This is a genomic window from Bacteroides sp. Phil13 (assembly GCF_001940965.1).
Classification (GTDB): Bacteria; Bacteroidota; Bacteroidia; order Bacteroidales; family Bacteroidaceae; genus Bacteroides; species Bacteroides intestinalis.
The window spans coordinates 59563-84118 of the sequence record NZ_MSHA01000022.1; the positions used below are offsets into that span (position 1 = coordinate 59563).

The window sequence follows — 24556 nt, forward strand, 5'->3', positions numbered from 1 at the left end:
TATAATACAGATACTTTATCACCCTATCACCTTATCACTCCCTTCTTATTTACGGAAGAGATGTTTGAACTCATGGGCGTAGAGCCGGGAAAGGCCTTCGCGGTTGTCGATGGCTTCACCTACGACAATCATGGTGGTGAGCGTTAGGTTGTTCTCTTTCACAATCTTTGCAAGGTTCTTCAACTCTCCACGATAGATGCGCTCGTCTTTCCAGGTAAGGTGGTAGCAAACGGCAACAGGGGTGGTTTCGGGATATTCCTGTAAGAGCTCTTCCTGCACCTGTTCGGCAATGCCGGCGCTGAGGAAGATACACATGGTGCTTTGCGAGCGTGCCAGCAGGTGGAGTTGTTCGCGTTCCGGCATGGGGGTGCGTCCTTCGCCGCGGGTAAGGATGATACTCTGCACTTTCTCAGGAATGGTAAACTGAGACTTCAGCGCAGCGGCAGCAGCCTGGAAGGAAGAAATGCCCGGTGTGATGTGATAACTCATGTGATGCTGGTCGAAATAGTTCATCTGTTCCTGAATGGCACCGTAGATGCAGGGATCGCCCGTATGCAGGCGGACGATGAATTTGTCTTCATCATAGAATTTCTTCATCAGTGCAAATTGTTCTTCCAAGTCCATAGAGGCTGAGTTGCGGACGGTAGCACCCGGTTTGGCACAGAATGTCAGTTCGCGGGGGACGAGACTGCCGGCGTAGAGGATAAGATCTGCCTTCTCCAGCATTTGCCTTCCACGCACGGAGATAAGGTCGGGATTACCCGGACCGGCGCCGACGATTTCGATGTGCCCTTGACGCAGGTATCCGTTCTCGATGGCAATGGCGAAGGTGGATTTTTTGCTGATGCCTTTGAATTTCTCGGCATATAGCACACCGTGATGCGATGAGAGTATGGCTGCTGCTTCGCATACACTGGGCGTGCCCATGTACTTTTGTACGGTGGTGCTGGGATTGGGAACTTCTACCTGGCTCAGTTCTTCGGCCGTATAGAAGCGGACGTCGACCAGTTTCTGTAATTTTTTTATCACTTCTACGTTGCGTTTCACATCGATGGTGGCTACTTCTTTGATGGCTTGCCCGCAGATGTTTTTACCGGGTGCGCCTACAACGAGATTGACGAATAGTTCTTCGAATTCGGGGGGATCGAGTGCGAGTCCGAGGCCGACATGCAATATTTTAGGAATATACTGTATGTGGGCTATTGCGGGGTCGAAGAACATAAAGGGACTGACGATAATCAGCAGTTTGTACTGGCTGAGATCCATGTCGCTGCGATGGTAATAGACGTCGACGTGTTGGGGTCGGGTATGTTCCAGGTAGTCAGTACCTTCATCGCGGATTTCAAGTAACAGGGCGGTACGGTATTTGTTGACGAAGAGGTTAATGATGACGTTGAATTCCTTGGTTCTCTCGTTGTAATTGGTACCGTCCCTCATTTGAAGTATGATACTGTTATCATCCTCAATTTCATCCTCATCTTCATCGTACTCTTCATCCTCGTCCTCGTCGTACTCTTCATCCTCATCCTCATCGTACTCTTCATCCTCATCCTCGTCGTACTCTTCATCCTCATCCTCGTCGTACTCTTCATTCTCATCTTCGCCGTACTCTTCTTCTTCATTGTAATCTTCCCCCTCATCGCTTTCTTCTTCGTCGTCGAGGAGTTCTATATTTTTATAGTATGCGTGCGACATACCTACCAAAACCTCCCAACCGAACTCTTGTCCGAGGGTGTCAAGAGCCCATAATCCGCTATTGTCACTCAAGGTACTGATGACGGGATTCGCCCCTAAAATGTGGGCGACATCTTGGGTGATTTTATTGGCTTGCCCGATGTGACCGGACAATACGGATATGGCATTGCGCCCCATACTGTCCACGCAGATCACGGCTGGGTCGGTGTGCTTATCTTTTACATGGGGGGCAATGGTGCGGACACAAATGCCCATGGCACAAATGAAGATGAATGCATCATATTCGTCGAAATTCTCTTCTATGAAATCGGAAAGGGATGAGATATAAGTGCAACCGGGAAAATGTTCGAGTGTGAATATTTCGGAGTCGTTCATTTCTTGGTGCAGTGTCTCGGCCAGGCTGAGGCTGTTGCCTGTTACTAAAAGGATAGCTGTTTTCATATCGTTGCTTTCATTATTTCTATAGGGTTAAAATTGTTGATGATGATACGCAGAGAGGAATGTAAGGTCATTCCTGCAGCATGAACTCCTTGACGAAATAGCTCCTTACTACTTTCGGACACGGAGTTGAAGACGATGCAACCGTTGGGCTGCAATACTTCTTTCAGGCGTACCAGTATATTTTCTAATTTTCCACCGTGTCCGCCGATAAAGACAGCGTCGGGGCGGGGGAGAGCTTCCAGATCAGTTTGCAGGAAATCTCCGATTAAGGCTGTGATTCCCGGCGCACCGAAACGTCGGGAGTTGATGCGCATCAGTTCTTCTCCTTCGGGACGTATCTCGAACGAAACAATCGTAAGATGCGGGAATTGCAGGCGGGCTTCGATGGAGACAGAGCCTGTGCAGAAACCTATGTCCCAAAAAACACGGCGGCGATTCAGTTCCAATACCTGCAAGGTAAGGAGGCGGATCGGAGCTTTGGTAATCATGCGGGCACGTCCGTCCAAATGGGCAAATTGTTCGTCGGGAAGACCGAAGGGGCGGGTGAGGTGATTCCTGAACTCTGATAGATCAGTACAGGGTGTCTGCATAGATTTGTATGAGGTGTCTGCATAGAGTAGCAGGTTGTTGGGGTGCTCGAAGACCTCTTCTGAGGCTTCTTCAAGGCCCAGTTGCCGGATGCGTTCGCGTTCGGGATTGCCGAGGTGCTCGCCGATGTACATCGTGTAATCGGTGTATCCGTATTCCAACATCCGCGCGGCGATAGTAGCAGGGGTATGCTCCCGATCTGTCAGTACGCCTATTTTGTGGGCACGTTCTATGAGTGCTTTGTCCAGTTCCTGCCACGGACGTCCTGTCAGAGAGACGGTACGCATATCGTCGTAGGGCATCACCAGCCTGTGCGCTAATGTTTGCAGGGAATTGAAAGCCGGGTAGAGGCGTATCTTTGCATCGGGCAGTTTTCGTTTTACCGTATTGGCGAAGCCGAAAAACAGAGGATCTCCGGATGCAAATACGACAATCGATGCATCGGAAGCCTTCTTCTCGAAGTCTGCAAAAATGTTTTCGTATTGGGCAAAGACGTTATCCAGTGGAACTGTTATGGAAATCCACTCCGCACCTTCCGGAAGTAACTTCTCTACAATTTCCCGATGCCGCAAGCCACCGGAGAAAACTTTTCCTTCCCGGATATACCGTAGCACTTCGGGCGGGAAGAAAGGTTCCCGGTTGTCGTCCATACCTATGATGATAAAGTTTCGTATCATAGCGTATTTATTTACACATCCCGTCCTGGCCTTAACTGTTCCGCATCATTGTAGCACAAGATTGCATTCACCAGCGTTGCAGCCAAATTACTTCCTCCTTTTCGTCCCTCCACTATCAATTTGGGTATTTCCATGAACGACTTCACCATGTGTTTGGATTCCTGTACATGTACAAAACCCACAGGCGCGGCAATAATACCGCTTGGTACAGCCTTTCCTTTACGTACCAGATCACAAAGTTCCATCAAAGCCGTTGGCGCATTACCGAATACGAACAAGGCATCCGGATGTTCCTCCACCGCCAGACGTATACCGGCTTGTGTACGGGTGATCCCTTTTTCCGCTGCCATTGCTGCTACCCGTTCATCGGAAAGATAACATTTCACTTCTACCCCCAGCCGTTGTAAAGCTCCTTTGCGGATACCACTGGCAGCCATCGTCACATCCGTAACAATCGTTTTCAACCGGCCGTCCGCTATTCTCTGATAAAGCTTTTCCACAGCACCTTTGTCCGTATATAGCAGCTTTTCCATTTCAAAATCAGCTGTGGTGTGGATGGCGTGCAGCAAAGCCCATTTATGATCCAGAGGAATATTCTTATTCTTTAGTTCCGACTCAATGGTCCGGAAACTTTGTATCATGATGTTTTGACCTATCCCCTTAGTCGGTTGTTCATCCTTATCCGGACGGTTATAGTATCCCCGGGGAGTAATGAACTTGTCGTTCCACGCATAAGACTGCGAGTTACCGATCAGGATGACCGTAAACATATCCACTTCTTCGGGATTGAAATCAGCGAGTGTCGTCAGATGCACTTCCTGTTCCTCCCGTCCGGCTTGGCGTACATAACCTACCGGAGTCTCCGGAGCGCGTCCTTCTGCGAGAAACAGCTCTTTCAGTCGATAGAGTTGCCAATACCGCCCTTCGCTTTTCGGATTGTATACAACCGTTACGAAATCAGCCATGGCTGCCGCACGGATGCGACGCTCAATCCGTTCCCACGGTGTCATCAGATCGGAAAGAGAAATCACACAGAAATCATGTCCCACAGGAGCACCCAGCAGTGAAGCCGCTTTCTGAAAAGCACTGATACCCGGAAAGGCAATCACTTCGACGTTGCTGTTCCGTTCCCGCTTCATCTCGTAAATCAGCGGAGTCATTCCATAAATCCCCGCGTCACCGGAACTGATGACACAAACCGTTTTTCCCTGTTCCGCCAATTCAAATGCCTGTTCCGCACGAGTGCGTTCCCGCTTCATGCCCGTATCTATACATTCTGTTTCAGGGTGGAGATAAGGCTGGATAAAACGGAAATAATATTTATATCCCACTACTACATCCGCTTCGCGAACCGCATTCAGAACTGCGGGCGTGATGTCTTGTTCGCTGCCCGGACCGATGCCGGCAACTATTATCTTTGGCTGTTTCATATCGCTTTTATTTCTACGGCGCAAAGATACGCTCTATTCTTTAAACTTCGGGCATAAAAGGCTGTAAAAAGGGCTACACCCTTTACCCGGAATGGTGTAGCCATCCGAGGCAAAGGGTGTAGCCCTGAGAAGGAAAGGGTGTAGCTATTTCAGCAACGCCTCAATGTGTTCCATATATAACTTCCGGATAGCGGGTTGTTCGCCCAGTCCCTGCATGCGGACATTGGCCTGATAACCTGCCTTTTCCATTTCCGGCTTCCATACTCCGACGATGTCTTCTTTCGTATGATTACCGCATACCAGCAACAACGGTATCAGTGTTACTTGTTTCGGGCGTGTCTCTTTCAACTGTGCCAGTGTAGCGTCCAGTGTAGGATAACCCTCCTCATAAATAGATATTGTGGGATTATTTTTTGAAACGTAATAAAAGGCTTACATAGAATGTGCGTCCCGGTGTAAGAGAGGCCAGATGGGATGCATCCGGACGGCGATCGCTGTAATCGAAAATATTGCTGATTCCTACGCCCGGTTCTATGGTAAAGTATTTTAAGCCGTCAAAAGTATGTCTTGTGCTGATATTCCATAAACCAAATCCGGGAGCGGATTCGTCAATCCATTCATCATTTTTTAAAGTCTCATGGATGCGTTTGCTTTGTACACGACCATTCAGGTTGACATTTAGCCGATAGCTCTTCCAAGCATGCGCATAGTTTGCGTTTACATTACCCGAGTGGCGAACACTGCGCTCTATTTTGTGCCAGCCAGTTTCACTGTCTTTAGTTCTGGCGTCGGCAAAGGTATAATTACCGCCTAAAGAGAAACCATAACCCAGATTTGCATTCAGATTCACTTCAAATCCTTTGATTAACGCTTTATCGTTGTTGACGTAGTTTTGGATATTACCCAGCTTGGCATTGCCACCATATAATTCGTTTGCGATTTCCTGGAAAGCTGCTTGTTCAGCCTCTGAAAATTCGGATAGTTTAACGGTACGCGCTACAATCATATCGCGTAACTCGTTGATATATCCGGTTACTCCCACTGTTAACCATTTCTTATTGAACTCTAAATTGATGGAGCCATAGTTGCTTTTCTCTGCATCCAGATTCTTGTTTCCGGCACTTAATGTTCCTGCTCTGGTTCCTCTTTGAGAATAAGAGTATTTGTATAGCTCATCAAGTCCTGGGGCACGGAATCCTGCCGAATATTGTCCGCGAATGGTAAAATCGCCCAAACGATACATTACGGCAAGTTTGGGTGTAACGTTACTCTTGGCTGTTTCGTGATATACATAGCGCAATCCTGCCTGTATCTGTAAGTTCTTAAACAAAGTGATTTCTTCTTGTGCATAGGCAGCCCAAGTGTATGCGCGTTCATCAACGTTGAATGAAGGTCGATCCAGAGTTTCCTGTATATATTCCACTCCGAATATGGTACGGGTATTTTCCGTAAAGCGGAATAATGACTTCAGGTTTCCGCTATAATAGTGCTGCCGTTTCTGACGCACTTCGTCTCCAACCTTGTTATCTCCATCCTCATTGGTGTACAGATAATTGGTATCGTAATTATCATTCTTAATATCAAACTGGATATAAGAACGTTTGTTGAAATTATATTTAGCTCCTGCTCCTAAACTGTATGCATCGTATGTCAGATTGTATTTCAGGTATTCGGGCTGACGTTTAACTGTACGGTCATAATAACTACCTTCAACATACATTGACAGTTTGTCGTTCGGTGTAAATTGAAACATCTGGGTATAATTGTCCGTATAGAAAGCGTTAGCATCATGTTGGTCTCTCGCTTCACCATCTGCATCTACACGTGTGAGAGTCCAACCATCGACCTGACGACGTTGATAAGAAGTATAAGAAGCAAACTTCTCTGTTTTGATGTCTACGTTGGCAGTCTGGGTGAATTGTCCACGCTCTTCTACCTTTGTATTGCTGGTAACTGTTATGTCATTTATCGGTTGGTTTGTAATGATATTGATTACACCACCAATAGCATTACTACCATAAAGAGCGGAACCGGCACCCTTCAGGACTTCAATACGTTTTACGTTACTCATGTCAATGCGGTTCAGGTCGATGTTGTTACTGCTGTCTCCTGTTAGCTTTTTGCCATTAATAAGTATAAGCACATACTTGTTCGACAGTCCGTTTAGCATAAGGTAGTCTCCCATTGAGTTGGTAGAGAAAGACAGCGACGGAACCAAAGCAGTCATCGCCTCACGGAAATCTGTAATTCCAGCCTTTTTAATGTCGTTCGCTGTTACTACTTCCACTGGTGTTGGGGTGTCTTTCAGTCTGTGATGCGTACCTGTACCTGTTACTACAACGGGATTAAGTTCTACACTCAGGTCTTGACTCTGTTTTGTCTCTTGTGCAGATGCACTCATTGCTACACATCCTCCCATGAGGATGAACAGCCAATTCTGTTTCTTCATTGATTGATAAATAAGAATTAATACTTGCCTTCTTGACCCCGAGACGGCGTTAATTATGTGATTACCCAGGCAGGTTTCCTGACTCAGCCTTTACGGAAAGTAACCTTCCCATCCTTGGTTTCCCATTTGTTGGACAGTGGTTTCTGGAAGTTCTTCAATGAATACTTCCCGTTTTTTGTTTCGCGTTATCTGAAACAAAATTAAGGCTTTACAGTAGCGGGCACTGTTCCGGTTTCTCACCGGATTCCCTTTTATGTGGAGTGTTGAACACACTTCACATCACCTAAGCGGGTGCAAAGATAAACATATCTTTAGATAAGGAAAAGTATTTTAGGCTTTTATGTTTAGGAAAGTAGAAGTATGTATAAAAACATCGAAAGGATGAATCATAAATAAAAACTCTATATTTGTAGTATGTAATTAATACGGTACTTTATGACGACAGGAGAACGTAAACAACTTTTGTTTCAACGCCTAATGGCGGTAAACGATGAACGGCTATTAGAAGACATTGAGGCATTATTAAATAATCGTTGTCCGGATGATGTTCTATACTTTTTCTCATAAAAAACACTTGCGGCTGCGAGAGCCTGCGCTTGTACAAGTGTGAATATTCATTTGTACAAGCGCAGGCTCTTGCAGCCGCAAGTGTTCAATTACAATAATTAGAACGACCGTCCTTTAAATATATTCGACTCGGACAATGGAACGAGTTTACCGTCCAGTGTTAATCTATTCGAGTTGAAATTAGGATTTACTGTGGCAGATACATTGTTGCGGCCACGAGTGAGCCTGATAGAGACTTGTGCTGAGATTCCTACACCTGTCACACTAAAATTGCAAGTTACATTCCCCTTTTTGTCGGTGGTGGTTTTTACTTCACCTACAGTGCCATCCACTGTAACACCTCCAATTCCGTTAGGACCTGCAAAGGCGCCATTGAAAGCAATCTGTACGGATGCCCGGTCACCATTTAAAAGGATAAAATTGGTATTGGATGTAACAAAAGCACTACGGCCTCTTTTGAATGTTACACGATCCGCTTCCAATACAAACTTTCTCTCCTTTATGGCTTGTACTGCATCAGTGTATGCTCGTTCTTCTTCTATTTTCTCCCGAGCTTTTTCTGCATCACGTTGTGCTTTACGTTCAGCACGACGACTTTCACTTTGACTTTCCTGTGCATAGATTGTTGTAGATGCACCTATGAAAACCAACATCAATAATACGATAATCTTTTTCATAACTTCTTCTTTCTTTTGTTAGAATAAACAATCAAAAAATGAAAAGGATGCATGTGATCTATATTAATATTATATGAATTAATATTTATTATAATTAATACACTGTTATGTTATTTCTTTCTTGAATACATTTCTGTTGCATAGACCATCTGCCTGTATGGAGCAGATGGTCTATCAACTTGTCTTTAGATTAATTAAGAAAAGCATTATTCTATTATTAAGTTTCGCCCTTTAGGGTACTTCACTTTATAACGTAAAGCTAAATCACGTTGTTCGCCGGGTTGTAAGGTAATTTGCCAGGTGATGATACCTTTCGCTTCATCCAGACTGCCGCCGCTGATTTCTTCTGCTGTTACGGTAATGTTATTGTTGCGTGATACGGGTAGTTGGTCGTAAAGCGTAAGGGTGACAGGCTCTGGACGCGTATTGCGGACAGAAAGTTTCCATGCAATGGATTGCGTCTGATTGGAACCCATAAACTTGCGTGAGGTATATTCGTTCTCTTTCGTACGCTGTATCATGATACGTTTATCACGACCTAAAGAGAAGGATAGTGTGTCGTTCTGTTGGGTGACATTCATAATGGACTTGCCAATGAAAGTATTCTCAAAATAAACATTTGCTTCGCCTTCAAGTAAGTTCAGCTTTTCCCAATCGGTTACCTGGGCAATCAGGAAAGCATCTTTATCTATCTTCGGAGTACTTTGGTAAGTATAAGAAGCGGGTAATTCGTAATGACCGATTTCAGCAACTACAGGCTTGTTATCAGAAGGAATGGTGTAGGGCACTTTTATTTCAAATTCGTAGCCCATCTGTCCCTGGCTTTGTTCAACGTCAAGGGCCATGCTGGCTTCTTCTTCGTATTGAATATCTCTTTTATGGTTTACCTTAAGACCGGAGACAGCACCTGCCATAAGAGGTTTCTTTTCAGCGCCGTAACCTACTACCACTACTTCATCCAAAGCCTGTGTATCTTCCTGAAGGGTAACATTCATAATATTCCCTTGTATATCTCTGGTCTGAGTCTGATAGCCAATATATGAAAATTGAAGTTTGTTTTGTCCATTGGGAATAGTTATAGAATACTTACCGCTTATGTCGGTTATGGCTCCTATCGTAGTCCCCGGAATGGTAACGGTAGCACCTATTACGGGCGTACGTTCATTATCAAGAACGATTCCTGAAACAGTGTTTCCATTGAGATTCAAATTGTAGCGTGGTGCTGCAAGTCCGTAATCCAACCAGTAAGTAGACAGAGTGGGGGCTACGCTTCCGGTGGAAGGATTAGAGGAGGAAAGGGATAATTCTACGTTCTTCCACTCTTCCTTGGTATTCTGAAAGATATTGGCTTTGTAGATGATGGAGATAGGCTCGGCCAAGCTACCGGAACGAACATCATAGGAAGGGAACCAACCGGCATTTTTTACATAATAGTTCAGGGTGAATGTAGCTTTGCAAGCTGCTGGCGCATTTACATTGACCATAATTTCACTCATAGGGGTTAGAGATTTACCACTTAGTTGTGCCAGTTCAGAGCTCAGTTGCCCCTGTTTGATGGCAAGTTCGGCTATCTGTTCATTGATAGCCAGTTCTTTTGTTTTCAGAGTTTTCAATTGTCCGGAGTAATATTGATTCACTTCTTTGATAGTGGCCAGAGAAGTAGCGGTATTCTTATTGCTGACGGAGCAATTTGTTTTCAGCATTTCATATTCGGCATTGATAAGTCCAAGCTCGGCATTTTGTTCTTTCTGCTGTTTCTCTATTTTTTTAAGCTCCTTTTGCAGGCTTTGTTGTTTTTCGCTGACGGCAAGGCTGTCTATATAGTTGTATTGCCGGTTGACTGCCGTAACGGTGAGTTTTCCCTTTGCGCTGACCTGCATACTTTGTGCATCCATATAGGGAGATAATCCGGTAAAGATGAGCGTTGAATTTCCTGCCGGAATATCTACTTGTTTGGTACGCGTCACTTGGGCGCCGTCAATGAACAGCATTACCTTTTCGGCAGTAGTTTTCACCTTGTTTTGTCCCATAAGGGTGGTAGCTGCACAAAGGCAGAAACATGCCCATAGTCCTAATCTCAGTCGTTTCATAGTCAGTCTTTTTAATGTTATGTCACAAATATATGGATATTTCATTAACAATTGCTTTTATATATTGTCTTTTTTGCTTGCATCTTTACTGAAAAGATTGTTCTTTTGTACAATGTGTTTGTTTACTTAATCTATCTGGGCTTTATGAAAATCAATCAATGGATATTTTACTCTTTGTTTCTGGGACTCATCAGTTGCCAATCGCAAGAACAGACTTTTATTGTGCATTGCACCGGACTGGACGCTTACGAAGGAGATACGGTCTACCTGTGGCGATATGGTGCTGACCGTATGACGGGTGACCGTGATTATGGGAAAGCTCCCCTGGACTTCGCTATTATCAGAAACGGGGAAGTTTCATTTTCCGGAAAAGAAGATACGTTGCATATCTATGGAATGGAGCATCCCGGCAGTATGAATTTCTTTTATCCCGAAAGAGGGAAATTGACGTTGTCAAATGTAGTCCCACCTGCAATGCCTGTGCCGGATAAGAGTACCAATTCCCATTCACAAAACGTACGCCTTTGGAAACTTTGGCATGAAGATCTTTTTCCGTTGGAAGCTACACGGCAGTTTGTATTCGACAATGCGCAGAATGCAATAGGCTGGATGGTGTTCGACCGTTGGGCGGCAATCTATCCGGATGAACTGGAGACATTGTATCAGAAAACTCCTTCACAAATGCGCGACAGTACATCTGTATTGATAGGATTGAAACGGATGCTGGATGCTACCCGTAGCCTGAAGCCGGGAGATCGTTTTGTTAATTTCAAACAAGTGGAGTATGCAGAGAAAGACAGTTTGCTCTTTTCGGACATTGCAGGGCAGGGACAACCGGTATGCTTGCTCTTTTTTCTGAATTCTAATGAAAGAGATGCTGTCCGTACAGAAATCAAAAATCTGCGAGAGCAATATCCTGATATACGTGTTATTATCCCCACTTATAGATACCCGGACCCGGAATCTAAAGAGTTCATTCATGAATTGGAGACCGTCTATCAGGCGACCATTCTGGATGACAGTCGCCGTTTTGAGAAAAGTGCCCGCTGGAAGTATCGTATTTACGGTTCCTTCAACTACGAATACTTATTTGATACCCAGGGGCAGTTGGTGAAGATGAAACCTGTTTTATAAAGACGCATAATAGGCTTCTGCCTTTGCAAGTGTCTCTGGCTTGCCCACATCAAACCAGTTTTCGCTGTCTATAGGAAATCCTTGAATACGTGCTTCCGGGCAGATATCCACGTAAAACGGAATAATGGAAAATTTCCCAGTCCAGCGTTCATCTTTCATATAGCGGAAAATAGAGGGGGAAAGGACATGGACGCAGCCAAAGGCTTGCAGCTGATAATGATCGCTGGGATAATCAAGTTCTTTGGGGAGTACTTCGCCTGTAGAAAGATTTGTCCAACCACAAAGGCGGTTATCTTGATTCATCAACAAATAACGGGATGTTTTCCGGTGATTAGTGAGCAGAGTGGCATCTGCATCACTTTCCAGATGGTGGTGGTAGAAAGCATTGAGATCCAGGTCCGTCAGGATATCGGCATTATGTATAAGGAAAGGCTCATTGCTCTCCAGCAGAGGACGGGCTTTTTTAATACCACCACCGGTATCCAGCAGTTCACCCCGTTCGTCACTGATATGAATATCCACACCGAAGTTCTGGTTTGCGCGGAGGAAGTCTATAATCTGACCTCCAAAATGGTGGATGTTTATGGTGATATCATGGAAGCCGGCATCTTTTAGCTTTAAGATGACACGCTCCAGCATCGTTTTGCCTGCTACGGGGACAAGTGCTTTGGGCATATTGTCTGTCAGTGGGCGCAGGCGGGTGCCGAGGCCTGCGGCAAATATCATTGCTTTCATTCTTTTTATTTCTTGAATTATCGGAAGTTTAGACCAATATTTTTATCCTCTACTTATTCTTTAGTTTTTCGCTTTAAAAGTCTGTTCAATATTCTGTTCCCTGTGCATCAGATTTACCTGTACTCCGAATTTCTGGTTCAGATGTTCTGCCAGGTGTTGTGCTGAATAAACCGAACGGTGTTGCCCGCCAGTGCATCCGAAACAAATGGAAAGGTTCGTAAATCCACGTTCCATGTATCGTTTCACGGAAGCATCTACCAGACCGTATACATGTTCGAGGAACGTGGTTATTTCTCCATCGTCTTCTAGGAAGCGAATAACAGGTTCATCCAGTCCGGTGAAGGGTTTATAACGGTCGTACTTACCGGGGTTGTTTACGGCACGGCAGTCGAATACAAAGCCACCACCGTTGCCACTTGAATCCTCAGGTATCCCCTTTTTATATGCAAAACTGGTGACTTTTACTACAAGACGGCGCTTCTGGAGGTCGTCAGTAAATTGTTTCAGTTCAGTAAGCTCTTTCAGCACATGACAGAGGTACGGATATTCGGGATAGGGTTCCTGCAATAGCTGTCGCAGGTTTTCAATAGCAAAGGGGACGCTTTGGATGAAATGGGGTTTCTTCTCGAAATAGCCACGGAAGCCATAAGCACCCAGCACTTGCATGGTACGGAACAATACGAAATGACGTAATTGAGCATAGAAATATTTCTCGTCCACAGGCTGGTATTTACACAGAGAGTCCAGATATTCCTTTAAAAGCTCTTTGCGAAGGCTCTCAGGATAATTGGCCTTGGCTTGCCACAGGAAGGAAGCCACATCATAATAAACAGGCCCCTTACGTCCGCCTTGGAAGTCGATGAGCCATGGTTCACCTTCTTTAATCATAACGTTCCGGCTCTGGAAATCACGATACATGAATGTGGCCGAACTACTGCGCATCAACACGTCTGCCATTTTCTGGAAATCATCTTCCAGACGGTCTTCCTGAAACTCCATTCCGGTAGCTTTCAGAAAACAGTATTTGAAGTAATTCAAATCCCATAAGATGCTGCGACTGTTGAATTCTGACTGTGGGTAGCAATATGAGAAGTCCATTCCGTCTGCACCGGAGAACTGTACGGCAGGCAACAGACGCATTGTCTTGCGCAGAAGTTGCTTCTCTTCTTCATCAAAAACACTGGTCTTGCGTCCTTTTTCGATGGCATTGAACAGGAGAGTGTCTCCCAAGTCTTCCTGCAGATAAAATGCATCGTTATCACTCTTTGCTACGACTTGTGGCACGGGTAGTCCTTTCTTGCGGAAATGGTCTGCCATATAGAGGAAAGCCTGATTCTCTTCGAGGGAAGTCCCGCTGACACCGATAAGGGTAGGGGTGCCCGTAAGGCGGAAGTAACGACGGTTGGAGCCGGATGAAGGAAGTTCTTCAATAGTTCCCGGCTCGTGTCCGGTATACGTACAATATAATTTCTTGAGTTCTTCAGTAATCATAGTAATTTACTTTTATTTGGGCAGCTAAGGTAAGAGTTTTAGGGAATATATACTACCTTTGCGGGAAATAAATCTGTGCGGTATGATAAGAAATATTCCCCAATTTCTGATAGCGGCGCCTACTTCGGGCACTGGAAAAACCACTGTCAGTCGATTGTTGATGACGTTATTGACGCAGAAAAAACTACGTGTACAGCCCTATAAGTGCGGGCCGGATTATATCGACACGAAGTATCATGAAAAAGCTTGCGGAATTCCATCTTACAATCTGGATCCTTTTATGGCTTCCGAACAACATATGCATGAAGTGTATGTTTCACATGCCAAAGATGCGGATGTCTGTATCGTAGAAGGTATGATGGGCATGTTCGACGGATACGACCGTAGTAAAGGTTCATCGGCAGAGATTGCAAAGATTTTGAATCTTCCTGTTGTGTTGTTGGTAAATGCTAAGTCGGCTGCTTATTCACTGGCAGCAATGATTAAAGGTTATTTGGATTTTGATCCGCAAGTGGAAGTTGCAGGCGTTATTTTCAATCAGGTGGGGAGCGACCGCCATGAGGAAATGTTGCGTGAGATTTGCGATGATCTGAATGTGCCTTGTTTGGGTTGCTTGCGGAAATTCGATGCTTTGAAAGAGGAAAGCAGGCATTTGGGACTGGATTTCAGTCGTAAAGATGAAGATGGTATCACTGAGACACTGCTGAAGCAGCTAGACGCACAATTGAATCTTGATCTCTTGTTGCAGATCACACGCCGGGAGGTGGATGTCACCACAGAAGTCAAAAAGAATGTCTCTTTATCCGGAAATATATGGGTGGCATGCAATAAGGAAAGTTTCTCCTTTATCTATGCTGAACATCTTGATTATCTGAATCAGTTTGGTACGGTTACTTTCTTCGATCCGGAAGATAACAGTGCGGTAGTACCGGATAATGTGGATTTGCTCTATCTGCCCGGAGGTTATCCGGAAAATCGTGCGCTTCAATTGAGTGCCGCCCCCCGTGTAATAGATTCAGTCAAGGCTCATATTGAGCGGGGAGGAAAAACAATTGCTGAATGTGGTGGTATGATGTATCTGGCTTCGGAACTGGTGATGTGCAAAGATCCCTATACAGCTTTCAAAATGGTAGACGCATTACCTATGAAAGTTTCCGCTTGCAAGGATGATATGCGTTTGGCAATGGGGTATAGAAGCTTTGATTTTCGTGGGGTGAAGCTGCGTGGACATGAGTTTCATTATTCACGGATCATTGAGCAGGATGAGAAGCTTGCTTCGGCTGTGCAAGTTTATAATGCTAAAGGACACCCCGTGAATACAGCCGTGTTTTGTTATAAAAACCTGATAGCGAGTTATACGCATTTGTATTGGGGAGAAACGGGAATTTGGTCATTATTCGAACAAGTTCCGGGAGAGTGAAATAATGTAAGATATACCTGTAATTTATGAGAAGGATTTATACTAAAACAGGAGATAAAGGAATGACAGGCATCCACGGTGGAGAGCGTGTTCCGAAAGATGATATCCGCATTGAAGCCAATGGTTGCATTGATGAACTGAATACGGTGATAGGAATTGTCAGGTCGTTGCTTCCGGTGAAAGATGCATGGCAGGAATTACTCCATGATATACAACGTGAGTTGATGGTGGTGATGAGTCATGTTGCAACCCCTTCCGGCTTACGGGATGCGGATCCGGAGAGACCGGGTAGTGGCAATCCCAACGAACTTCATGCTATGGAAATGACAGTGCGGTGCGAACAGGCTATGGACGCAATGATGCTTCAGCTTGAAGACAACGGCTATTTCCTGCTACCGGGTGGAACGCAGGTGTCGGCTCAATTACAGTTTGCCCGTGCCGTAGCCCGTCGTGCCGAACGCAGGCTTTGGACGCTGAATCGGGAAGATCTTGTACCGGAAGATATATTGCGTTTTATCAATCGACTTTCCGACCTGTTTTTTGTCATGGCCCGTATGGAAATGCAGCGCCAGGGATGGGATGAGGAACGGTGGCAATCATTTGCTTATAAACGAAAACGATAATGCTTATGCTTGAATACCCATAAACTCAGCAAGAAGTACACTACCACTTGTACCCACAGGGTGATCATTTCCGGACGGATATCTGCCATATCTCCTCCCATTGAATTCAGTTTGACGAAAGCAAGCACGGCAGGTGCTGCCGGAACTACGTAGTGTGCTGCCTGCCAATACCATGGCATTAGTTCAAGTGGATAAGAGACACCGGACAGGAAGATATAGCCTACGGAGAAGAAGGCGATCATTAGTAAAGGTGCTTCAGAGTCTGTGAAGTAACGTGATGCAGCCAGTCCGAAGAAACTCGTTCCTATCAGGAAGGGAATCATCATTGTGATAATGTCTCTGCCGTTTCCAATATTAGGGATACTGAAAAAATGGGGGAGTAAGCCTAATAAAAATAAGGCAAAGATGAAATAAAGCATAACGTAAACGAAGGTTCTTCCGGAAACATTATATAATGCTTGGCGCCAGGTAAGATTCATATTGAGTTGAGATTGTTTCGAGAAAATAGGGCGTCTGTTTCGTTCTGCCTCTTCTCCCGTCACCATTCCTATCACCATTAATAAAGTCTGAAAGATAATGATAATCATAACTGCCGGAATAAGATATGAACCATATCCTTCCGTATAATTATATAGGGCTGTGCCCGCTACATTGACAGGTGCGGATGAGGCTACTGCCAGTAATCCCTGTGGTGGCAAGAATACGGCACCCTCTGCACGGTGTGCATCGTTTACGGCAAGCATCACGCGGGAAGAAGCTTCTTGCAGATTCTTGAAATTCAGGAAAGCATCCGTTGCGGCGTAAACACTAAAGACCGATTGTTCCCCACGGCCTACACGGGCGTCGAAATCGGCGGGAAGATATAGGATACCGTCTACTTTGCTCTGTTTCAGCCACTCTTTTGCTTCAAGGTAATTGGGTGTCAGTGCGTAGACTGAGGCCTGTGGAGTTGCATTGAGTAGCCGGATATATTCGCGGCTGAGAGCCGAATGAGAATTGTCGACAACTGCAACCGGAGTTTTCCGTACAAGGTTGGGAGCATACATCAGGTTATAGAGAAGGCCGTAAGCAAAGATTCCGCCTATTAATACCAGGAGGATTGCTGCATTGGTGCTGATGGCACGCCATTCCCTGAAAATGATAGTGGCTATTGAGGAGGAATATGCCGTACTGTGGATAGGGGCTGAATCTTCTTCTACTGCATCTTTCAAAATCCAGTGTCTCAATCTCGGCAGTATCAATAATGCCAGTAGTGGAAAAAGCAAAAGTATAGCTGCTGATTGCCAGTAATACCCGAAACCTGAGTCAAAATAAATCATCGACTGTGAGATTTCAGTGAAGTGCCGGACGGGAAACAGATAGGATGCTGCGTGTACCGGAGGATACATACTTGTTACGGGGAAGGTGACACCTGAAAGAGTAGCACCCAATGAACCGATCATGGATACGATACTGATAATGTATGCTATCCGTGGGAAGATGGAAAATATAAACACTGCGAGTGCTTGCGTGGCGATGATAAAAATCAGTGTCATGAGGTTCATCATCAGTAAGCTACCGTGGAAAGGAATGTGTACTACTCCATAAAGGATATAATTTGCCAATATACCGATTACTGAGAAGATGAATGTATAAGGCAATAGTTTACCGATGACGGCAGTCAGAATATTCCCTCGTGCTGTGGTCAGCCATTCCTGTGCTGTATTGAACTTGATTTCGCTGCCAATGGCATATACTGTCATCAACAGGATGAGTATCTGGAACAGGACATAGAAAAAAGGTTGGCCCAGATAAACAGAATAATCTAGGTCGGGATTATAAAGAGGGTGCATACTGGCTTGTACAGGCAGGAGGAATGTGGTTATCTGTTCCTGATTGAGCCCTAAAGATACGGCTTCCATGGCAATGGGGGAGAGAGCGACAGGTGCCAGCGCGGTTTCGAAAGCCGCCATCAACTCGCTACCTACGGAGAGGAGAGCATAATGGTAGTAGTAAGAAAGCGTGGCATCCATTCCTGTCGTAGCATGCTGTTCAAAGCCGGTAGGAATAGACAGGTAACCATATATTTCTTTGCGTTGCACGGCTTGCCGGGCGGCGGCTTCATCGGTAAAATGCCGTGTGACGCTGAAAGTGGGTACGGCAGATATATTTCGTGCGATTTGCCGGGATGTGGCAGTATTGTCCTGATCGACAATGCCAATAGGAATGTTCTCCATTTGTCCGCTACCGAAAATGGTTGCCATGAAGAATAAGCAGAATAGGGGCAGTACGAGGCATACGCCGAGGTATAACCTGCGGGAGGTCATACGGCAAAGTTCGCGGTGGAGTACATTGTATAACGGACTTTTCATCATTCACACAGATTATCGGTTAATCATTAATAGTAAGCAGCACCGACATTCCCGGACGCAACCCTTCTACCGTTTGTGTGGGACGGGCATGTATTTCAAAGGTCTGCATATCATAGCTTCCCGTCTGTTTGGTTGATTTCCAAGTGGCGAAGCTACCCAGCGGACTGATATAATAAATACGGAACTCTACGTTCTTTTTACCGATGGCAGGGACATCTGCGTGGAATATACTGTCCATCTTGAATTGTGGCATCAGGTCTTCGCGTACATTGAGTACAACATGAGCGTCATTCATAACGACAAGGTTCATGATAGGTGTGCCTGGTGCAACAAGCTCTCCACGCTTGGGAAATATAGTTGAAATCTGTCCTGCCTCCGGTGCTGTCAGACGTGCATCGACAAGGAGGGCGGACACCTCATCTACTGTACTGCGTGCAGCATCTACCATGCTGCGTGCCGATGCGCGGTCTTCGCTTTGTGCTCCGTCTACGGCCATTTGGTATTGTTCGTAAGCGGCGCGCTCAGCAGCTTGTGCGGCACGGTACATGGCCTCTACTTCATCTTTCCGTTGGGAGGTGACGACACTGTCTTTATAAAGTGTCAGGATGCGCCCGTAAGTTGTTTGTGCCAGGGTCAGGTCACTCTTGGTTTTGTTCCAGAGTTGCTGGGCGGTGGCGATGATCTGCCGGCGTGTACCGGCATCGATTTTTTTGTTCTGTTCTTGGGCTACTTGCTCGAGGGCATTTACTTGCCGGTATTTGGCTTCTATCGTCGGACTGTTGATGACGACAAGTGTATCGCCTGCCTTTACCCAGTCTCCTTCACGGACAAGAAATGAATCCACTCGTCCCGGTAATTTACCACTGATACGGATTTCCGTTGTTTCTATTTGTCCCTGAAGAACGAGGGGCTGATGACTCATAAGGACCATTCCCAGGATAGAGACAAGTATGGTGATTGCCAATATGATGACAAATGTGGTGCTGATGCTTTTTTTTGTTAGTTCCATATTGCTATAAATTTATAATTGTCAACTGTCAATTGTTGAAGTTTTTAAACTGCTCCGGCGTACCACAGAGAGCCAGTAGATTCATGAGTGTTACATCGTATTCGTAATAAGCGGCCAGACGGGCTACTTTGACGGTAGCAAGCATGGTCTCGGCATCCACTACCTCGGTACTGGTTGCCATACCTTCTGCAAAGGATTTCTTGCGGATACGTACAAGTTCTTCACTCAGGGCAATGGTCGAGTTCAGTGCACGTACGTTGTCCTGGGCTTTTTGTAATCCGGTGTATAGTTTGTCTATGCCTACAGAAAGATCATCCTGTGCTTTCTCTTTACCCAATGCAAGAGTTTGCTCGGCAATTCGTGACTGGCGGATGCGTTTTTCACGTGCCAGCCCGTCGAAGAGGTTCCAGGTAAAGCCTATGCCGACCATTGTACGCGGAACAAGGTTGCTTTGTATGCCGTGGGCATATAGTGTTTGTTTACCGAACAAGGCAATATCCGGCAGATAACCGCTTTGGTCTATCCGTAGCTGCTGCTTGGCAATACTCTGCTGAATGGATAGCTGGTTCAGCATGGGGTTGCCGGCACGCATGGTTTGCACGAATTCTTCTTTGAGCGGAAGCGTGGAGTTGATGAACAGAGGGGAGGTAGGCTCAATCTTGCAACTGTCTTCCAGATTGAGCAGGGTGCACAGGGCACTTTCTACCACTGTAACTTCTTTCTGTGCTGCTTCCAGTGCTCTTTGTGCTTCGTCCATATTGACTTGGGCAAAAAGGCGTCCGGCTTTATCAATCATTCCGGCAGCCTCCAGTTTGAGAGCATTTTCGTAATGCTGCTTCAAACCATTATAGGTATCCTGACGTACTGCTGCGACTTCGCGTGCAAGGCTGAGGCCATAATAACTTTCGGCAAGCAAGGTTCGTTGGGTTGCGTCAGTTTGAGCACGGTTTTCACGGGCGAGGTCAATCATCCGGTTTCCAATTTTGCCGGCTCGTACACGTTTACCACCGGAGAAGACGATCCATTCGGCTGTCAGACCCACGGTGGTGAGGTTGCGGGGGGCGAGGGGGAAGACGAGGGTATGGGCGCCTATCTGGTCTAGTATCCCACTGATGAACTGGTCGTCGGGGATGATGTCATGTACAAAATCCTTTGCGGGATCGGTGAACTGGGATAGAGGTTGTTTTACTTCTATCTTTTCGGACATATGGACGTAGGTACCGGCTCCCTGCAGGCTGGGATACCACAGAGCATTGAGCTTGTCCCGTTCTGTGCGGGCGGCTTCAATGCCTTTATCGGCGATCTTGAGGCTCTGATTGCCTTTCTGCAACATTTGTAAAGCGTCGTCGTAGCTGAGGGAGAGGTTCGTTTGTGCCGATACAGATAGGTTCACTCCCAACAGAACGATAAATAAAATTTGTTTCATACGTCAAGTTGTTGGTTTAGGTTAGTTTATCTCAAACACTCTTCTTTTTCTATTGTTCACTTTCACCGTTGTTTTACTGAAATTTTCTTTCATTCCGGTTATGAATGAAATGATATACTGAGTATCTTCATTCTCTTAACTTGGAATTTTGCACTATCTTTGTTCCCGCTAAAATAATTCTTATGGAGAAACTTCACCCTATTATGTTTGCCGGAACCGGTAGTGATGTAGGAAAAAGCATTATAGCCGCTGCTTTTTGCCGCATCTTCCGTCAGGATGGTTATCACCCGGCACCGTTTAAAGCACAAAATATGGCACTTAATTCCTATGCTACTCCCGAGGGATTAGAAATAGGCCGTGCACAGGCTGTCCAAGCCGAGGCAGCAGGTGTACCCTGCCATACAGATATGAATCCGTTATTATTGAAACCCTCCTCCGACTGTACAGCGCAAGTAGTGCTTAACGGGCGTCCCATAGGCAACCGCAATGCTTACGATTATTTCCGCGTTGAAGGGCGCGAGGAATTACGTCGTGAAGTATGCTCTGCCTATGACCGTCTTGCCACTCGTTATAATCCCGTTGTATTGGAAGGTGCCGGAAGCATTTCAGAAATAAATCTCCGGGATACGGATTTGGTGAATCTGCCTATGGCTTTGCATGCTGGGGCAGATGTAATCCTTGTCGGAGATATTGACCGAGGCGGGGTCTTTGCCAGTGTTTATGGCTCTTTGATGCTGCTTCGCCCCCATGAAAGGGAACGTATTAAAGGTATCCTTATCAATAAATTCCGTGGAGATATTCGTCTTTTCGAACCGGGAATCAAGATGCTTGAAGATCTTTGTGGCATACCCGTGGTAGGAGTGGTACCTTACTATCGTGATATTTATATTGAAGAAGAAGACTCTCTGGCTCTTGCCACGAAATCTGTACAGGCGGAACAAGGTAAAGTCAATATCGCTGTCATTCTCCTGCGACATCTCAGTAACTTCACTGATTTTAATGTTCTCGAACGCGATCCGCGTGTTCATCTTTTTTATACTAATAATACCGATGAAATAGCTAAAGCTGACATCATTCTGTTGCCAGGTAGTAAAAGTACGCTTGCCGACTTGCATGAACTGCGCCGTAACGGTGTAGCACAAGCCGTCATCCGGGCACACCGTGAAGGCGCCACCGTCATGGGTATCTGTGGTGGTTATCAACTGATGGGCCAGGAAGTTTGCGACCCCGATCATGTAGAAGGAGAAATAGAACGTTTACCCGGCCTCGGCCTTCTGCCCGTCAGCACCCATATGACGGGAGAAAAAGTTACCCGACAAGTCAAATTTCAATTAACAATTGACAATGGACAATTGCTAAAGGGTTATGAAATTCACATGGGCACTACCATTCCTACCCATGATGCTCCGGTTTCCCCGCTGAATCTTTTGGAAGACGGTCGTACGGATGGTTATTATGTCAACCGTACTTGTATGGGAACCTATATCCATGGTATCCTTGACAACCCTGCGTTTATAGACTTCCTTCTCGAACCTTTTGCAGATAAGCTCGCTGATACCGGAACGGCTTTTGATTATCAACAATTCAAAGAAGAACAATATGATAAACTCGCCGATCATGTGCGTCGTCACATCAATCTGCCGCTTATCTACCAAATACTGACCACTCATGATTGAAGGACACGGAGACGATGCATATAAATATAAACGCCCGATAGAGGTTAATTTCAGTTCCAATGTATATGGCCGTGTGGATTTGTCTGGCCTTCAGGCACATCTTTGCCATCATATCAGTGGAATTTCTTCTTATCCCGAACCGGAGCCTTATACATTGGAAGGTCGTTTGGCAGAGAAACACCATCTTCCTTCCGCTTCCGTTTGTGTAACGAATGGTGCCACGGAAGCCATTTACCTGATAGCGCAAACATTTAGGGGTACTAATACCGCTATTTTTCAGCCTACATTCAGTGAGTATGCAGATGCTTGCCGTATGCATGGGCATCGGGTAGCATCAATGTATAAACTTCCTACGGCTGAAGATAATTATCTCTTGCCACCTGACATCCGCATGTTTTGGCTTTGTAATCCTAACAATCCTACAGGTGCAGTAATAGAAAAAGCATATCTGAAAGAATTAATAGAACATAATCCACAAGTTTGCTTTGTAATTGACCAGTCTTATGAGTTTTTTACTCTGCAACCTCTGTTTTCATCGGTTGAAGCTGCCCATTTTTCAAATGTCCTGTTGCTTCATTCTATGACGAAGCGTTACGCAGTTCCCGGTTTGCGTCTGGGCTATATAACTGCTCATGAAGGTTTGCTTAGCCGTTTGCGTATCCACCGTATGCCTTGGTCGGTAAATCAACTGGCTATTGAAGCTGGTCTTTATTTGCTTGAATATGACGTTCCTAATCCATTGAATATATCTGCTTATTTACAGGAGACAGCTCGTTTACGCAATGCATTGGAACAGACAGGTGGTCTTGAGGTATGGGCTACGGAAACTCATTTTATGTTGGTTCACCTTCGTTTTGGTAAGGCTTCCGCATTGAAGGATTATCTTGCCAACGAACATGGTATTCTTATTCGGGACGCTTCTAACTTTGAAGGTCTGGATGAACGCTTTTTCCGTATTGCTACTCAGACACCGGAGGAGAATGACCGCCTTGTACAGGCGATAGGGCAGTGGTTTGAAACTTATTAATAACAGATATGATGGAAGATATCCTTCTCATACTGGGTACCGTTTTTACCCTTAGCCTGCCTTTGCTTACCGCTTGGCTGCTCGATCGCTGGCTTGGTGACCCCGTTTGGTTGCCCCATCCCGTCGTCGCATTCGGAAAGATGATCTCATTTTCTGAACATCTGTTGAATAAAGGACAGAACCGAAAGTTGAAAGGTGCACTTGCTGCTATCGTTCTCGTTCTTGCTATCTATTTTGTTGCTTCCTACTTGTTTCGTTGGGTAGCATCATCTTCTCCGGGGGGATTTTTGACGTTGCAGATACTTGCCATCTTTTTCTGTTTGGCGGGCACTACACTTGTTCGTGAAGTCCGTATGGTATTCGAAGCTGTAGACCGTTCGTTAGAAGAAGGAAGAAAGCAGGTGGCCCGCATTGTCGGTCGTGATACTTCGGAACTTTCTGCCCAAGAAGTACGTACTGCTGCTCTTGAAACTCTTGCTGAGAATCTGAGTGACGGAGTGATCGCGCCTTTATTCTGGTATATATTGTTGGGTGTCCCCGGTATGCTTGCCTATAAGATGGTGAATACCCTCGATTCTATGATTGGGTATCGTAACGAACGTTACCGGGACTTTGGTTGTTTTGCTGCCCGTTTGGATGATGTTGCTAATTACATACCTGCTCGTCTGACAGCTTTCCTTATGATACTTGCTTTTCCACGCGGTGGGTTCTGGAATCTATTAAAATTTGTCGGTATGTATGGTAATCAGCACGCCAGCCCTAATTCCGGGTATCCTGAAGCTGCTCTTGCCGGCATTCTGAATTGCCGTTTCGGAGGCCCGCATAATTATTTTGGTGAGGAAGTATGGAAGCCTTACATTGGAAGTAATGGTCGCCTCCTGACTACAGAAGATATGAAAATTGCAGTTAGTGTCAACCGTCGTGCAGAAGGAATAATGATAATAATCCTGATAATAACGATTACTTTGGTCTCTTTTTTCATTTAGGTATTCACAATTTTTTGCTTTTCGGAAAATATTGAATATATTTGCCAACGTATGCGGTGAATGA

At 45.5% G+C, this 24556-nt stretch carries 18 protein-coding genes and 1 riboswitch; of the genes, 6 read left to right on the forward strand and 12 right to left on the reverse strand.

What is annotated here, in order from left to right; all coding sequences use genetic code 11:
• Positions 1-45 precede the first annotated feature (45 nt).
• The 7 genes from cobM to BWI44_RS03335 all read right to left on the reverse strand — a co-directional run bounded on the left by cobM (position 46) and on the right by BWI44_RS03335 (position 10614).
• Positions 46-2136, reverse strand: a complete 2091-nt coding sequence (cobM, locus tag BWI44_RS03305; RefSeq protein ID WP_286811427.1) for a precorrin-4 C(11)-methyltransferase — start codon at positions 2134-2136, stop codon at positions 46-48.
• Positions 2133-3401 carry a bifunctional cobalt-precorrin-7 (C(5))-methyltransferase/cobalt-precorrin-6B (C(15))-methyltransferase gene (locus BWI44_RS03310; protein ID WP_044532419.1) on the reverse strand — a complete coding sequence of 423 codons (1269 nt, stop codon included), beginning with the start codon at positions 3399-3401 and terminating at the stop codon, positions 2133-2135. The genes cobM and BWI44_RS03310 overlap by 4 nt, the downstream gene beginning before the upstream one ends.
• 11 nt (positions 3402-3412) lie before the next feature.
• Positions 3413-4831 carry a precorrin-3B C(17)-methyltransferase gene (cobJ, locus tag BWI44_RS03315; RefSeq protein WP_044532418.1) on the reverse strand — a complete coding sequence of 473 codons (1419 nt, stop codon included), beginning with the start codon at positions 4829-4831 and terminating at the stop codon, positions 3413-3415.
• Positions 4832-4975: 144 nt separating this feature from the next.
• The gene (locus tag BWI44_RS03320) at positions 4976-5230 is read right to left on the reverse strand and encodes a sirohydrochlorin cobaltochelatase (RefSeq protein WP_306440567.1); all 255 of its coding nucleotides are present in this window, start codon (positions 5228-5230) and stop codon (positions 4976-4978) included.
• Between the two features lie 7 nt (positions 5231-5237).
• Positions 5238-7280, reverse strand: a complete 2043-nt coding sequence (locus BWI44_RS03325; RefSeq protein WP_286811439.1) for a TonB-dependent receptor plug domain-containing protein — start codon at positions 7278-7280, stop codon at positions 5238-5240.
• 51 nt (positions 7281-7331) lie between these two features.
• Positions 7332-7582: riboswitch (cobalamin riboswitch) on the reverse strand.
• A gap of 363 nt (positions 7583-7945) precedes the next feature.
• Positions 7946-8524, reverse strand: coding sequence for a DUF4251 domain-containing protein (locus tag BWI44_RS03330; protein ID WP_115501876.1), 579 nt, complete (start codon positions 8522-8524; stop codon positions 7946-7948).
• Between the two features lie 206 nt (positions 8525-8730).
• Positions 8731-10614, reverse strand: coding sequence for a DUF4139 domain-containing protein (locus BWI44_RS03335; RefSeq protein ID WP_502688824.1), 1884 nt, complete (start codon positions 10612-10614; stop codon positions 8731-8733).
• A 144-nt stretch (positions 10615-10758) separates the two neighbouring features.
• Between BWI44_RS03335 and BWI44_RS03340 the strand changes: the two genes are divergently transcribed.
• Positions 10759-11748, forward strand: a complete 990-nt coding sequence (locus BWI44_RS03340) for a hypothetical protein (RefSeq protein ID WP_044532548.1) — start codon at positions 10759-10761, stop codon at positions 11746-11748.
• Here the strand turns inward: BWI44_RS03340 and BWI44_RS03345 are convergent.
• Positions 11743-12483 carry a nucleotidyltransferase family protein gene (locus BWI44_RS03345; RefSeq protein ID WP_117707446.1) on the reverse strand — a complete coding sequence of 247 codons (741 nt, stop codon included), beginning with the start codon at positions 12481-12483 and terminating at the stop codon, positions 11743-11745. The genes BWI44_RS03340 and BWI44_RS03345 overlap by 6 nt on opposite strands.
• A 60-nt stretch (positions 12484-12543) precedes the next feature.
• Positions 12544-13974, reverse strand: coding sequence for a RapZ C-terminal domain-containing protein (locus tag BWI44_RS03350; protein WP_115501878.1), 1431 nt, complete (start codon positions 13972-13974; stop codon positions 12544-12546).
• Positions 13975-14056: 82 nt separating this feature from the next.
• Here BWI44_RS03350 and BWI44_RS03355 point away from each other — a divergent pair, with 82 nt between their 5' ends.
• Complete coding sequence (locus tag BWI44_RS03355; RefSeq protein ID WP_286811454.1) at positions 14057-15394, forward strand: cobyrinic acid a,c-diamide synthase CobB; 1338 nt, start codon at positions 14057-14059, stop codon at positions 15392-15394.
• 26 nt (positions 15395-15420) lie between these two features.
• On the forward strand, positions 15421-16017 hold the full coding sequence (locus tag BWI44_RS03360) for a cob(I)yrinic acid a,c-diamide adenosyltransferase (protein ID WP_286811463.1): 597 nt from the start codon (positions 15421-15423) through the stop codon (positions 16015-16017).
• On the opposite strand, the gene BWI44_RS03365 is transcribed toward BWI44_RS03360, so the two are convergent.
• Genes BWI44_RS03365 through BWI44_RS03375 form a run of 3 tightly spaced genes read right to left on the reverse strand, consistent with a single transcriptional unit; the run spans position 15999 to position 20803 of the window.
• Positions 15999-18368, reverse strand: a complete 2370-nt coding sequence (locus BWI44_RS03365) for an ABC transporter permease (protein ID WP_286811545.1) — start codon at positions 18366-18368, stop codon at positions 15999-16001. The two genes, BWI44_RS03360 and BWI44_RS03365, sit on opposite strands and share 19 nt — an antisense overlap.
• Before the next feature lie 19 nt (positions 18369-18387).
• Complete coding sequence (locus tag BWI44_RS03370; RefSeq protein ID WP_021967368.1) at positions 18388-19377, reverse strand: HlyD family secretion protein; 990 nt, start codon at positions 19375-19377, stop codon at positions 18388-18390.
• 28 nt (positions 19378-19405) lie between these two features.
• Positions 19406-20803, reverse strand: a complete 1398-nt coding sequence (locus BWI44_RS03375) for a TolC family protein (protein WP_118294589.1) — start codon at positions 20801-20803, stop codon at positions 19406-19408.
• Between the two features lie 182 nt (positions 20804-20985).
• Here BWI44_RS03375 and BWI44_RS03380 point away from each other — a divergent pair, with 182 nt between their 5' ends.
• The 3 genes from BWI44_RS03380 to cbiB are packed head-to-tail and all read left to right on the forward strand — an operon-like array spanning position 20986 to position 24492.
• The gene (locus tag BWI44_RS03380; RefSeq protein ID WP_286811470.1) at positions 20986-22479 is read left to right on the forward strand and encodes a cobyric acid synthase; all 1494 of its coding nucleotides are present in this window, start codon (positions 20986-20988) and stop codon (positions 22477-22479) included.
• Positions 22472-23506, forward strand: coding sequence for a threonine-phosphate decarboxylase (locus BWI44_RS03385; protein WP_118216895.1), 1035 nt, complete (start codon positions 22472-22474; stop codon positions 23504-23506). The genes BWI44_RS03380 and BWI44_RS03385 overlap by 8 nt, the downstream gene beginning before the upstream one ends.
• 8 nt (positions 23507-23514) lie before the next feature.
• Positions 23515-24492 carry an adenosylcobinamide-phosphate synthase CbiB gene (gene cbiB, locus BWI44_RS03390; RefSeq protein ID WP_007662977.1) on the forward strand — a complete coding sequence of 326 codons (978 nt, stop codon included), beginning with the start codon at positions 23515-23517 and terminating at the stop codon, positions 24490-24492.
• Positions 24493-24556 lie beyond the last annotated feature (64 nt).

Coding starts and splice junctions, on each gene's coding strand:
- BWI44_RS03360 (WP_286811463.1), top strand. CDS start 15,421: ATGAGAAGGATTTATACTAAAACAGGAGATAAAGGAATGACAGGCATC.
- cobJ (WP_044532418.1), bottom strand. CDS start 4,831: ATGAAACAGCCAAAGATAATAGTTGCCGGCATCGGTCCGGGCAGCGAA.
- BWI44_RS03325 (WP_286811439.1), bottom strand. CDS start 7,280: ATGAAGAAACAGAATTGGCTGTTCATCCTCATGGGAGGATGTGTAGCA.
- BWI44_RS03385 (WP_118216895.1), top strand. CDS start 22,472: ATGATTGAAGGACACGGAGACGATGCATATAAATATAAACGCCCGATA.
- BWI44_RS03340 (WP_044532548.1), top strand. CDS start 10,759: ATGAAAATCAATCAATGGATATTTTACTCTTTGTTTCTGGGACTCATC.
- BWI44_RS03310 (WP_044532419.1), bottom strand. CDS start 3,401: ATGATACGAAACTTTATCATCATAGGTATGGACGACAACCGGGAACCT.
- BWI44_RS03330 (WP_115501876.1), bottom strand. CDS start 8,524: ATGAAAAAGATTATCGTATTATTGATGTTGGTTTTCATAGGTGCATCT.
- BWI44_RS03365 (WP_286811545.1), bottom strand. CDS start 18,368: ATGAAAAGTCCGTTATACAATGTACTCCACCGCGAACTTTGCCGTATG.
- BWI44_RS03380 (WP_286811470.1), top strand. CDS start 20,986: ATGGAGAAACTTCACCCTATTATGTTTGCCGGAACCGGTAGTGATGTA.
- BWI44_RS03345 (WP_117707446.1), bottom strand. CDS start 12,483: ATGAAAGCAATGATATTTGCCGCAGGCCTCGGCACCCGCCTGCGCCCA.
- BWI44_RS03370 (WP_021967368.1), bottom strand. CDS start 19,377: ATGGAACTAACAAAAAAAAGCATCAGCACCACATTTGTCATCATATTG.
- BWI44_RS03375 (WP_118294589.1), bottom strand. CDS start 20,803: ATGAAACAAATTTTATTTATCGTTCTGTTGGGAGTGAACCTATCTGTA.
- BWI44_RS03355 (WP_286811454.1), top strand. CDS start 14,057: ATGATAAGAAATATTCCCCAATTTCTGATAGCGGCGCCTACTTCGGGC.
- cobM (WP_286811427.1), bottom strand. CDS start 2,136: ATGAAAACAGCTATCCTTTTAGTAACAGGCAACAGCCTCAGCCTGGCC.
- BWI44_RS03350 (WP_115501878.1), bottom strand. CDS start 13,974: ATGATTACTGAAGAACTCAAGAAATTATATTGTACGTATACCGGACAC.
- BWI44_RS03335 (WP_502688824.1), bottom strand. CDS start 10,614: ATGAAACGACTGAGATTAGGACTATGGGCATGTTTCTGCCTTTGTGCA.
- cbiB (WP_007662977.1), top strand. CDS start 23,515: ATGATGGAAGATATCCTTCTCATACTGGGTACCGTTTTTACCCTTAGC.